This is a genomic window from Mycobacterium sp. NAZ190054, from assembly GCF_001545925.1.
Classification (GTDB): domain Bacteria; phylum Actinomycetota; class Actinomycetes; order Mycobacteriales; family Mycobacteriaceae; genus Mycobacterium.
Genome location: NZ_LMVQ01000077.1, coordinates 1 through 13,079 on the forward strand (window position 1 = coordinate 1; position 13,079 = coordinate 13,079).

Sequence of the window (13,079 nt, forward strand, 5' to 3'; positions counted from 1 at the left end):
CGCCAAAATCCGCCTCATCAACGCCCGCGGCTACGGCCACCACTCAGCCCGAACACTGACCTCAATGATCTATCTCTGCCTCGGCGGACTGCACCCTCAGCTACCCACAAGAACCTGAGGAGCCGCACATGTGTGCGAGTCTATCGGTGGGGTGTGACGAAACCGGGACGGTCGCGGCCGGCTGTGGACCAATCCGGATCTGTGGACAAAGCAGCGACGATCGCACCTTCGGTCGGTCGCAAAAGCCTGATCACAGCTGCGCAATCACCTCCTCCGCGACCGATGTCGTCGCAGATCGCCCGCAACACCGCGAGCTTCGCTTCGATCTCGTCCGACGCTTAGGTGGCACATTCCGCGGCGCGGCTCCGTGACGCGTGGCGTTGGTGCTTTTCTGCTGTCTTTCCGCACGCTTTGACTCAGCGCCGGACGCCGACCCTGTCCGAGTCTGGGACAGTTGTTGCTAACTTTGTGCGAGCGGAACGGAAACGGCGATCCGCGATGGCGAAAGGCTCGGTAGGCGCCTGGTTTCATCCCTGTCGAACTGCGTTTTCGCACTCGAACAGCATGGTCGTCAATTTCCTCTTGAAAAGGTAAGGCGACTGGCTATACAGTTTGCCAGAATTGCATATCGGCGCTGAACACCGGGAGAGTGATGGTCGACCGCTATCGAGTCTGGCTGGGGGCCGGCGTACTCGCCGGGGGCGTGTCGGCGGCGATGCTTGCAGGAGCCGGCGTCGCTGTGGCGGACGACGGCACGTCCGGTTCGGGCAGCCAGGCCGCGTCAGGATCCGACGACAACGGCGCGGCCGACACGAACACCGGGCCCGCCGACGACACCAGCGACTCCGACGACGAGTCCGAGTCCGACCCCGAAGAGGACCCCGACGACGACGTCGAAGCCGATCCCGAGGAGCCGGCAGAGGTCGAGGAACCCCAGGACTCTGAGGACGTCGGGGACTCTGAGGACCCCCGGGACGTCGAGGATCCCGAAGAAGTCGACGACGCCGGGGAAGCCGGGGGCGACTACGGTCAGGACACACCGGCAACGATCCCCGAACCGGACGATCCGGCCCGGACACCGGATCCCGAGCCCGCCGCCGACGTACCGGAGTCCGCCGACGAATCGCCGGAGCCCGCCGGCGAGCCCGCCGCCGAGCCCGCGCCCGCCGCGGTCGATGCCGAGCCGGAGACACCGTCGACGCTGGTGGACAGCATCGAGACCGACCTGTCCTCCCCGGACGGCGCTGCCGTGATGAAGTCCGCCGCCGTCGACTCGCCCTGGACGGGTGCTTCGACGTTCAACCTCTTCGACATCGTCGAGGACGTCAGCGCGATGTTCTACAGCTGGTACACGAGCACGATGCAGTTCCTGGCGGGGCCTCCCCGGGCACCGTTCGGGAGCCGTGTGCGGGTCGAGCGGTCGTCGCTGACTCTGGGCAACGGTGTCGTCGTGGATGCCGACTGGTATTTCCCGCCCGGCGATGCGGAGCCGAAAGGCCTGATCTATCTGCAGCACGGCATGCTGGCCAGCGCGTCGTTCTACGGCGCGACTGCGGCATACCTCGCCGAGAAGACCCAGAGCATCGTGGTGGCGCCGACGTTGACCTGGAACGTCTTCGACGCCGACAGCTACCCGTTGATGCTGCCCAGCACCCACCGCATCGTCGCGGAGCTTTTCACCGGCGACCGCGCCGCGCTCACCGCCAGCGCACGGCAGGCCGGCTTCGGTGGCGCACTGCCGACCCGGGTGGTGCTCGCCGGTCACTCCGCCGGAGGCGGCCTGGTGGTGGGTGCCGCGAGATACATGGTCGAGCACGGCGTCGGCGACCTTCTCGCGGGCGTGGTGATGCTCGACGGCGCCGGTCTCGCCGGCGTGCTGAGTGCAGACCTCGCAAAGATCCCACGGTCGATCCCGGTGTACAACCTGGCCGCAACCCCGGATTCGTGGAACAACCGAGGGCACGCCAGCGATCGCCTCCAGCAGGCCCGGCCGGACATGTTCACCGGCGTGCTGGTCGAGGGCGGCCACCATTCGGACTCGATGCAGAGCGTCAGCGGCGTGGTGCAGTTCATGGCGTATCTCGCCACCGGTTTTTCGTCGCCGTGGAACGTCCAAGCCAACGAGATACTGACCGCGGGCTGGATCAACGACATGTTCGACGGCACCTACACCGCACGGCTGTACCGCTCCTCGGTCTCGCCGGTGAGCCTGGTGACCGGGTCGTGGTTCAATCCGCCGTCGAGCGTCCAGCTCAACAGCCTGACCGCGTACTCGGCCGCTGCCATGGACGTGTGCCCGGTGGCTCCGACCGCAGTCGTGTGCACCGACCCGCTGCCCGGCCGCGGCCCGGCCCGGGAGCCCGCCGCGCTGGTGTGATTCTGGCAAATCGCTTCGGCGCCTTCGTCATCGCGATACGGTTTGCCCGATTCGGGCGAAGGGGTCAGGGATGGGTGACCGGCTGGCGGCGTTGATGGGGGCCGCTGTCATCACGGCCGGGGTGTCAGCCGCAATGCTGGCCGGCGCGGGCGTGGCGACCGCGACGGCCGAGTCCGACGCGGGAGGCGGAACGTCGACCTCGGAGCCCTCGGAGCCGGCGCAGTCGGAACCGGACGAACCCGCCGACGTCGAAGACGAGGCCACCGACGTCGGCGACGAACCGGAGACCGAAGAAGAACCGGAGACTGAAGAAGATCCGGAGACCGAAGAAGAACCGGAGACCGAAGAAGAACCGGAGACCGAAGAAGAACCGGAGACCGAAGCAGAACCGGCGGCCGAAGAAGGACCGGACGCCGAAGAGGAACCGGCCGAGGAACCGGCCGAGGGACCGGCCGAGGGCACCGCCCCCACGCAAAGTCAGGACCAGCCCACCCTCGCACAGGCCCCGCTTGCGACGCAGAAGAAGGCGCTCGCCACGCTCCCGGCGGCCGAGGAACCGGCCGAGGAACCGGCCGAGGGACCGGCCGAGGGCACCGCCCCCACGCAAAGTCAGGACCAGCCCACCCTCGCACAGGCCCCGCTTGCGACGCAGAAGAAGGCGCTCGCCACGCTCCCGGCGGCCGAGGCCGAAGACGCCACGGCCGCCACTCCGCGGCAGGAGACACTGCTCAGCGCGCTCGGCACCGTCATCTTCAACGTCTACACATTCGCCGTCCGAGTTCTCGGCGGCCCACCCCTGCTGCCGTGGGGCAGCACCGTCACCGTCCGCAGCTCGACCCTGACCATCGACTGCGGTGACGGCTACGAGGTGGCCGCCGACTGGTACGTGCCCGAAGGTCCGCCGCCGACGCGGCTGATCCATCTCCAGCACGGGTTCCTGGCCTCCGGTGCGTTCTACAGCTACACCGCCGCGCGGCTGGCCGAAGCCACCCACAGCATTGTGGTCGCAACGTCGCTGACCTCGAACTTCCTGGCCTGCGACGGCTGCTGGGTCGGGGGATCGCCGATGCACAGGGCGGTGGCCGGCCTGTTCGTCGACGGCAACACCGCGCTGGCCCGGAGCGCGGTGGCGGCCGGCTATGGCAGCACGTTGCTCGACGGTGTGGACAAGATCGCGCTGGTCGGCCACTCCGCTGGAGGCGGGCTCGCGGCAGGCACCGCGGGGTACATGCACCGGAACGGGACCTTCACCAAGCTGGCCGGTGTGGTCATGCTCGACGGTGTCGGCTTCGGGGACGTGACACCGCGGGCGCTGGCCGAACTGCCGTCGGATTTCCCGATCTACAACCTGGCGGGCAAGTCGTATTACTGGAACTTGTCGGGCGCGACCAACACCGCGCTGGAGCAGTGGCGACCCGGCGGATTCAACGGTGTGCGGCTGGCCGGCGGCTCGCACTCGGACACCATGCTGGGCGGCAACCCGCTGGTGCAGGCCGCACTGAACATCGTCACCGGCTGGTCCCGGATCGAGAACGTCAAGGCCGCCGAGATGATCAGCGCCGCGTGGCTCAACGACATGTTCACCGCGACGCCGCCGTCGCCGTCATCCGGCTTCTACGGCGCTCCCGGCGACACCCTGACGATCGGAACCAGCCGCGGCACGGCGACGGCCTATGTGCTGCCGGGCCCGGCGGAGCGCCGGACGTTCGTCGACTGGCTGTTCACCCTGGGAGCGACGATCTTGTTCGGCATCGACTTCGTCACCTGCGCCGTCGACCCGGACAAAGTCCTGGGAGAAAACTCCACAAACACCGCGTCATCTCTTGACGCACGGGCGAAACCGGGCCAATCTATTGGCCAGCATGTTTGCACGGGTTGAGGACGCCAGCCAGCGACCGGAGTTCCGTAGCACACGGTGCTGCCGCGAGGGTTGAGAAATAGGCCGTCCTGCGCTATCGTTGGACGTTGCGCTGGCTGCATCCTGCCCACCTCGCTCTTTCCGACCCGCACTAGTCATGTGGTCCTAGCCTGAGCCCCCCGCTCAGCGATCTAGACGCATGCCGTGCGTACGGGTGGTTGGTGAAGCCGGCCGAACCGACGCAGAAACGCGGCAACAGGGGACCGGCTACTCCGGTTTCCGACAGGGTCGCATTAGGTGCTGGAAGGATGCATCTTGGCAGGGTCCCGCCAGATCGAGTCAACCGTAGCTACCAACAACTCCGTTCCCGGAGCACCAAACCGAATTTCTTTTGCCAAGCTCCGTGAGCCGCTCGAGGTTCCGGGGCTTCTCGACGTTCAGACCGAGTCGTTCGAGTGGCTGATCGGCGCCGAGGACTGGTTCCGGCGCGCGGCCGAGCGCGGCGATGTGGACCCCAAGGGGGGCCTGCAGGAGGTTCTCGAAGAGCTCTCGCCGATCGAGGACTTCTCCGGCTCGATGTCGCTGTCGTTCTCCGATCCGCGCTTCGACGAGGTCAAGGCGCCGGTCGACGAATGCAAAGACAAGGACATGACGTACGCGGCCCCGCTGTTCGTCACGGCCGAGTTCATCAACAACAACACCGGTGAGATCAAGAGCCAGACGGTCTTCATGGGCGACTTCCCGATGATGACCGAGAAGGGCACCTTCATCATCAACGGCACCGAGCGCGTCGTGGTGAGCCAGCTGGTCCGTTCGCCCGGTGTGTACTTCGACGAGTCGATCGACAAGTCGACGGAGAAGACGCTGCACAGCGTCAAGGTGATCCCCGGCCGCGGTGCGTGGCTGGAGTTCGACGTCGACAAGCGCGACACCGTCGGCGTGCGCATCGACCGCAAGCGTCGTCAGCCCGTCACCGTGTTGCTCAAGGCGCTCGGCTGGACCAACGAGCAGATCGTGGAGCGCTTCGGCTTCTCCGAGATCATGATGAGCACGCTGGAGAAGGACAACACCGCGGGCACCGACGAGGCGCTGCTGGACATCTACCGCAAGCTGCGCCCGGGCGAGCCCCCCACCAAGGAGTCCGCGCAGACCCTGCTGGAGAACCTGTTCTTCAAGGAGAAGCGCTACGACCTGGCCCGCGTGGGCCGCTACAAGGTCAACAAGAAGCTGGGCCTCAACCTCGGTCAGCCGATCACCAGTTCGACGCTGACCGAAGAGGACGTCGTCGCGACCATCGAGTACCTGGTGCGTCTGCACCAGGGCGACCAGACGATGACCGCCCCCGGCGGCACCGAGGTGCCCGTCGAGGTCGACGACATCGACCACTTCGGCAACCGTCGCCTGCGCACCGTCGGCGAGCTGATCCAGAACCAGATCCGGGTCGGCCTGTCCCGGATGGAGCGCGTCGTGCGTGAGCGCATGACCACCCAGGACGTCGAGGCGATCACGCCGCAGACCCTGATCAACATCCGTCCCGTCGTGGCGGCGATCAAGGAGTTCTTCGGCACCAGCCAGCTGTCGCAGTTCATGGACCAGAACAACCCGCTGTCGGGTCTGACCCACAAGCGCCGCCTGTCGGCGCTGGGCCCGGGTGGTCTGTCCCGTGAGCGTGCCGGCCTCGAGGTCCGCGACGTGCACGCCAGCCACTACGGCCGCATGTGCCCGATCGAGACCCCTGAGGGCCCGAACATCGGCCTGATCGGCTCGCTGTCGGTGTACGCGCGGGTCAACCCGTTCGGCTTCATCGAGACGCCGTACCGCAAGGTCATCGACGGTGTGGTCACCGACCAGATCGACTACCTGACCGCCGACGAGGAGGACCGCCACGTCGTGGCGCAGGCCAACTCGCCGCTGGACGCCGACGGCCGCTTCGAGGAGGAGCGCGTCCTGGTCCGCCGGAAGGGTGGCGAGGTCGAGTACGTCTCCTCCAACGAGGTCGACTACATGGACGTCTCGCCGCGCCAGATGGTGTCGGTCGCGACGGCGATGATCCCGTTCCTGGAGCACGACGACGCCAACCGCGCCCTCATGGGTGCCAACATGCAGCGCCAGGCGGTTCCGCTGGTGCGCAGCGAGGCCCCGCTGGTCGGCACCGGTATGGAGCTGCGCGCCGCGATCGACGCCGGCGACGTCGTCGTCAGCGACAAGGCCGGTGTGGTCGAGGAGGTCTCCGCCGACTACATCACCGTGATGGCCGACGACGGCACCCGGCACACCTACCGGATGCGCAAGTTCGCCCGGTCCAACCACGGCACCTGCGCCAACCAGCGTCCGATCGTGGACGCCGGGCAGCGGGTCGAGGCCGGCCAGGTCCTCGCCGACGGCCCGTGCACCGAGAACGGTGAGATGGCGCTCGGCAAGAACCTGCTCGTGGCGATCATGCCGTGGGAGGGCCACAACTACGAGGACGCGATCATCCTCTCGAACCGTCTGGTCGAAGAGGACGTGCTCACCTCGATCCACATCGAAGAGCACGAGATCGACGCCCGCGACACCAAGCTGGGCGCCGAGGAGATCACCCGGGACATCCCGAACGTCTCCGACGAGGTGCTCGCCGACCTCGACGAGCGCGGCATCATCCGCATCGGCGCCGAGGTCCGCGACGGCGACATCCTGGTCGGCAAGGTCACCCCGAAGGGTGAGACCGAGCTGACCCCGGAGGAGCGGCTGCTGCGCGCCATCTTCGGTGAGAAGGCCCGCGAGGTCCGCGACACATCGCTGAAGGTGCCGCACGGTGAGTCCGGCAAGGTCATCGGCATCCGCGTGTTCTCCCGCGAGGACGACGACGAGCTGCCCGCCGGCGTCAACGAGCTGGTCCGCGTCTACGTGGCCCAGAAGCGCAAGATCTCCGACGGCGACAAGCTCGCCGGACGCCACGGCAACAAGGGCGTCATCGGCAAGATCCTGCCCGTCGAGGACATGCCGTTCCTTCCCGACGGCACCCCGGTGGACATCATCCTGAACACCCACGGTGTGCCGCGTCGTATGAACATCGGCCAGATCCTGGAAACCCACCTCGGGTGGGTCGCCAAGGCCGGCTGGAACATCGACGTCGCCAACGGGACTCCGGAGTGGGCGGCCAAGCTGCCCGAGCACATGCTGTCGGCTCCGGCGGACAGCATCGTGGCCACCCCGGTGTTCGACGGTGCCCAGGAAGGCGAGCTGCAGGGGCTGCTCGGTGCGACGCTGCCCAACCGCGACGGCGAGACGATGGTCAACGCCGACGGCAAGGCGGTGCTGTTCGACGGCCGCAGCGGCGAACCGTTCCCGTACCCGGTGACGGTCGGCTACATGTACATCCTGAAGCTGCACCACCTGGTGGACGACAAGATCCACGCCCGCTCCACCGGCCCGTACTCGATGATCACCCAGCAGCCGCTCGGTGGTAAGGCGCAGTTCGGTGGTCAGCGCTTCGGTGAGATGGAATGTTGGGCCATGCAGGCCTACGGCGCCGCGTACACGCTGCAGGAGCTCCTGACGATCAAGTCCGACGACACCGTCGGCCGCGTCAAGGTCTACGAGGCGATCGTCAAGGGCGAGAACATCCCCGAGCCGGGCATCCCGGAGTCGTTCAAGGTGCTTCTCAAGGAACTGCAGTCGCTGTGCCTCAACGTCGAGGTGCTGTCCAGCGACGGTGCTGCGATCGAGATGCGTGACGGTGACGACGAGGATCTGGAGCGCGCTGCCGCCAACCTCGGAATCAACCTGTCCCGCAACGAATCCGCGTCCGTCGAAGACCTCGCCTGATCTCGCCCAGTAGTCAAGTTTCAACACCCGCAAGGGGAAAGGGAGTTACGTGCTAGACGTCAACTTCTTCGATGAACTCCGCATCGGTCTGGCGACCGCGGACGACATCCGCAACTGGTCCTTCGGCGAGGTCAAGAAGCCGGAGACCATCAACTACCGCACGCTCAAGCCGGAGAAGGACGGCCTGTTCTGCGAGAAGATCTTCGGACCGACTCGCGACTGGGAGTGCTACTGCGGCAAGTACAAGCGCGTCCGGTTCAAGGGCATCATCTGTGAGCGCTGCGGCGTCGAGGTGACCCGGGCCAAGGTGCGCCGTGAGCGGATGGGCCACATCGAGCTGGCCGCGCCCGTCACCCACATCTGGTACTTCAAGGGCGTTCCGTCGCGGCTGGGTTATCTGCTCGATCTGGCCCCGAAGGATCTCGAGAAGATCATCTACTTCGCGGCCTACGTGATCACCGCGGTCGACGAGGAGATGCGCCACAACGAGCTCTCGACGCTCGAGGCCGAGATGGCCGTGGAGCGCAAGGCCATCGAGGATCAGCGCGACGCCGATCTGGAGGCCCGCGCCCAGAAGCTCGAGGCCGACATGAAGGAGCTCGAGGACGAGGGCGCCAAGTCCGACGTCAAGCGCAAGGTGCGTGACGGCGGCGAGCGCGAGATGCGTCAGCTGCGTGACCGGGCCCAGCGTGAGCTGGACCGGCTCGAGGAGATCTGGACGACGTTCACCAAGCTGGCGCCCAAGCAGCTGATCGTCGACGAGCTGCTCTACCGCGAGCTGCAGGACCGCTACGGCGAGTACTTCGAGGGCGCCATGGGCGCCGAGTCGATCAAGAAGCTCATCGAGAACTTCGACATCGACGCCGAGGCGGAGTCGTTGCGCGACGTCATCAAGAACGGCAAGGGCCAGAAGAAGCTGCGTGCCCTCAAGCGGCTCAAGGTGGTCGCGGCGTTCCAGCAGTCGTCGAACTCGCCGATGGGCATGGTCCTCGACGCGGTGCCGGTGATCCCGCCGGAACTGCGCCCGATGGTGCAGCTCGACGGTGGCCGCTTCGCGACGAGCGACCTCAACGACCTGTACCGCCGCGTGATCAACCGCAACAACCGGCTCAAGCGACTGATCGACCTCGGCGCACCCGAGATCATCGTCAACAACGAGAAGCGCATGCTTCAGGAGTCGGTCGACGCGCTGTTCGACAACGGCCGTCGCGGCCGGCCCGTCACCGGGCCGGGCAACCGTCCGCTCAAGTCGCTGTCCGATCTGCTCAAGGGCAAGCAGGGCCGCTTCCGTCAGAACCTGCTCGGTAAGCGCGTCGACTACTCGGGCCGTTCGGTCATCGTGGTCGGTCCGCAGCTCAAGCTGCACCAGTGCGGCCTGCCGAAGCTGATGGCCCTGGAGCTGTTCAAGCCGTTCGTGATGAAGCGCCTGGTCGACCTGAACCACGCGCAGAACATCAAGAGCGCCAAGCGGATGGTGGAGCGTCAGCGTCCGCAGGTGTGGGACGTCCTCGAAGAGGTCATCGCCGAGCACCCGGTGCTGCTGAACCGTGCACCCACGCTGCACCGCCTGGGCATCCAGGCCTTCGAGCCGCAGCTGGTCGAGGGCAAGGCGATCCAGCTGCACCCGCTGGTGTGTGAGGCCTTCAACGCCGACTTCGACGGTGACCAGATGGCCGTGCACCTGCCGCTGTCGGCGGAGGCGCAGGCCGAGGCCCGCATCCTGATGCTGTCCTCGAACAACATCCTGTCCCCGGCGTCGGGCCGTCCGCTGGCCATGCCGCGTCTGGACATGGTGACCGGCCTGTACTACCTGACCACCGAGATCGAGGGCGACAAGGGCGAGTACACCCCGGCCGCCAAGGATCAGCCGGAGTCCGGCGTGTACAGCTCGCCGGCCGAGGCGATTATGGCGATGGACCGCGGCGCGCTGAGCGTGCGGGCCAAGATCCGGGTGCGGCTGACCGAGCTGCGTCCGCCGGCCGACATCGAGGCCGAGCAGTTCCCGGACGGCTGGAAGCCGGGCGAGGCCTGGACCGCCGACACCACGCTGGGGCGTGTGCTGTTCAACGAGCTGATGCCGAAGGGCTATCCGTTCGTCAACGAGCAGATGCACAAGAAGGTGCAGGCGCGGATCATCAACGATCTGGCCGAGCGCTACCCGATGATCGTCGTCGCGCAGACCGTCGACAAGCTCAAGGACGCCGGCTTCTACTGGGCCACCCGTTCGGGTGTCACCGTGTCGATGGCCGACGTGCTGGTGCCGCCGGAGAAGCAGGAGATCCTCGAGCGCTACGAGGCCGAGGCCGACGGCATCGAGAAGCAGTACCAGCGCGGCAAGCTCAACCACGACGAGCGCAACGAAGCGTTGGTGAAGATCTGGCAGGACGCGACCGAAGAGGTCGGTCAGGCGCTGCGGTCGCACTACCCGAAGGACAACCCGATCATCACGATCGTGGATTCGGGCGCGACGGGTAACTTCACCCAGACGCGGACACTGGCCGGCATGAAGGGTCTGGTGACCAACCCGAAGGGTGAGTTCATCCCGCGTCCGATCAAGTCCTCGTTCCGCGAGGGCCTGACGGTGCTGGAGTACTTCATCAACACCCACGGCGCCCGTAAGGGCCTGGCGGACACCGCACTTCGTACCGCGGACTCGGGTTACCTGACCCGTCGTCTGGTCGACGTGTCGCAGGACGTCATCGTGCGCGAGACCGACTGCGAGACCGAGCGCGGCATCACCGTCACGCTGGCCGAGCTGCAGGGCGACCAACTGGTCCGCGACCAGCACATCGAGACCTCCGCCTACGCGCGGACGCTGGCCACCGATGCGGTCGACGCCGACGGCAACGTCGTCGTCGAGCGTGGGCACGACCTCGGTGACCCGGCCATCGATGCGCTGCTGGCCGCCGGCATCACCGAGGTCAAGGTCCGCTCCGTGCTGACCTGCGGCACCGGTACCGGCGTGTGCGCGATGTGCTACGGCCGTTCGATGGCGACCGGCAAGCTGGTCGACATCGGTGAGGCCGTCGGCATCGTGGCCGCGCAGTCCATCGGTGAGCCCGGCACGCAGCTGACCATGCGTACCTTCCACCAGGGTGGTGTCACCGGCGGTGCCGACATCGTCGGCGGTCTGCCCCGCGTGCAGGAGCTGTTCGAGGCGCGTATCCCGCGCAACCGGGCTCCGATCGCCGACGTCTCCGGGCGGGTCCGCCTGGAGGAGAGCGACAAGTTCTACAAGATCACCATCGTTCCCGACGACGGGGGCGAGGAGGTCGTGTACGACAAGCTCTCCCGTCGTCAGCGCCTGAAGGTGTTCAAGCACGACGACGGCTCCGAGCGTCTGCTGACCGACGGCGACCACGTCGAGGTCGGCCAGCAGCTGCTGGAAGGCTCGGCCGACCCGCACGAGGTGCTGCGCGTCCAGGGCCCCCGCGAGGTGCAGATCCACCTCGTCAAGGAGGTCCAGGAGGTCTACCGCGCCCAGGGTGTGTCGATCCACGACAAGCACATCGAGGTCATCGTCCGGCAGATGCTGCGTCGCGTCACGATCATCGATTCGGGTGCGACGGAGTTCCTGCCCGGTTCGCTGACCGAGCGCGGCGAGTTCGAGACCGAGAACCGTCGGGTGGTCGCCGAGGGCGGCGAGCCCGCGGCCGGTCGTCCGGTGCTGATGGGTATCACCAAGGCGTCGCTGGCCACCGATTCGTGGCTGTCGGCGGCGTCGTTCCAGGAGACCACCCGCGTGCTGACCGATGCGGCGATCAACTGCCGCAGCGACAAGCTGCAGGGTCTGAAGGAGAACGTGATCATCGGCAAGCTGATCCCGGCCGGCACCGGCATCAACCGGTACCGCAACATCCAGGTTCAGCCGACCGAGGAAGCCCGCGCTGCGGCGTACACGATCCCGTCCTACGAGGATCAGTACTACAGCCCGGACTTCGGTCAGGCCACCGGCGCCGCGGTGCCGCTGGACGACTACGGTTACAGCGACTACCGGTAACCCTCTCTGCGCGAGCAGACGTAAAAGTGCCCCAAATCTTCGGGTTTGGGGCACTTTTGCGTCTTGTCGCGAGGCGGCCGTGCGGGTTATCCACAGCTGAGCCAACCGGTGCTGTGTGGGCCTGCCGAGGTGCACCACCATCGAGATGTGTCGCTCGACGAGGTGTTCACCCGCCACGGTGGCCTGGCGACCACCGACCAACTGCTCGCCACGATGACTTATCGCACCCTCGTCCGGCGCATCGAAGCGGGAGAGGTCGTACGGGTCTGGCACGGCGTGTATGCGCAGAAGCCGCCCGGCACGCTGGACAGACTCGCCGCGCTCGAACTCGTCACCGGGCGGCCGATCGTCGCGTGCATGCACACAGCCGCAGAGCTGTTCGGGTTCGACACCGAGTCGGACCGTCGGCTCCACGTGCTCGATCCGGGGTTGCGGATACGTCCGTCGGCGGCGTTGATGGTTCATCAGCGCACTGGTGCACCGCTTCGCCGCATCCAGGGCCGGTTGGCGACGGCGCCGGCGTGGACGGCCGTCGGACTGGCGCGTGTACTGCGGCGGCCACGCGCCCTCGCCGTTCTGTACGCCGCCCTGTTCATGCGGTGTTGTACGACGGCCGACCTCGCAGCGGCGGTCGACGAGCAGAAGGGGAGGCGCGGCATCGTCAAGGTCCGTAACCTCCTGCCCTACGCCGATGGACGCGCGGAGTCGCCGATGGAGAGCGAAGCGCGGCTGGTGTTCATCGACGGCGGCCTGCCGCGACCGGAATTGCAGTACGAGATCGTCGACCGTTGCGGCAGGCTGTGGCGGGTGGACTTCGCCTGGCCGGAGGCGAACTTGGTCGCCGAATACGAGAGCATGGAGTGGCACGCCACTGCGGCGGCATTGAAGCACGATCGGACCAAGACTGCGCGGGTAAGTCCCCTGGGGTGGTGGGGTTTCGGGTCTGCGGCTGGCCGGGCTGGGCTGTGTCCGGTGTGTCGTTGAGGGCTTTGGGGTGGGCCATCGCGTAGTGGTCAGTGAGTTACCTACCAAGTGAC

At 66.8% G+C, this 13,079-nt stretch carries 5 protein-coding genes; all 5 read left to right on the forward strand.

Translation table 11 applies throughout. The features are described 5' to 3' along the window. Positions 1-652: 652 nt before the first annotated feature. The 5 genes from ASJ79_RS07200 (at position 653) to ASJ79_RS33065 (ending at position 13,026) form a co-directional block, all read left to right on the forward strand. Positions 653-2,377 carry an alpha/beta hydrolase gene (locus ASJ79_RS07200; protein WP_067954038.1) on the forward strand — a complete coding sequence of 575 codons (1,725 nt, stop codon included), beginning with the start codon at positions 653-655 and terminating at the stop codon, positions 2,375-2,377. Between the two features lie 70 nt (positions 2,378-2,447). After that, positions 2,448-4,256, forward strand: a complete 1,809-nt coding sequence (locus ASJ79_RS07205) for a hypothetical protein (RefSeq protein WP_067954039.1) — start codon at positions 2,448-2,450, stop codon at positions 4,254-4,256. A 276-nt stretch (positions 4,257-4,532) separates the two neighbouring features. Then, positions 4,533-8,042 (forward strand): DNA-directed RNA polymerase subunit beta, encoded by a 3,510-nt coding sequence (locus ASJ79_RS07210; protein WP_067954040.1) that lies wholly within the window; start codon positions 4,533-4,535, stop codon positions 8,040-8,042. Between the two features lie 49 nt (positions 8,043-8,091). Further along, on the forward strand, positions 8,092-12,042 hold the full coding sequence (locus tag ASJ79_RS07215; protein ID WP_067954041.1) for a DNA-directed RNA polymerase subunit beta': 3,951 nt from the start codon (positions 8,092-8,094) through the stop codon (positions 12,040-12,042). Between the two features lie 147 nt (positions 12,043-12,189). Then, entirely contained in the window at positions 12,190-13,026 is an 837-nt protein-coding gene (locus ASJ79_RS33065) for a type IV toxin-antitoxin system AbiEi family antitoxin domain-containing protein (RefSeq protein WP_067954042.1), read from the forward strand. Positions 13,027-13,079: the final 53 nt, after the last annotated feature.

Excerpts from the sequence above, each read along its gene's own strand:
- ASJ79_RS07200 (WP_067954038.1), top strand. The coding sequence starts at position 653 with ATGGTCGACCGCTATCGAGTCTGGCTGGGGGCCGGCGTACTCGCCGGG.
- ASJ79_RS07205 (WP_067954039.1), top strand. The coding sequence starts at position 2,448 with ATGGGTGACCGGCTGGCGGCGTTGATGGGGGCCGCTGTCATCACGGCC.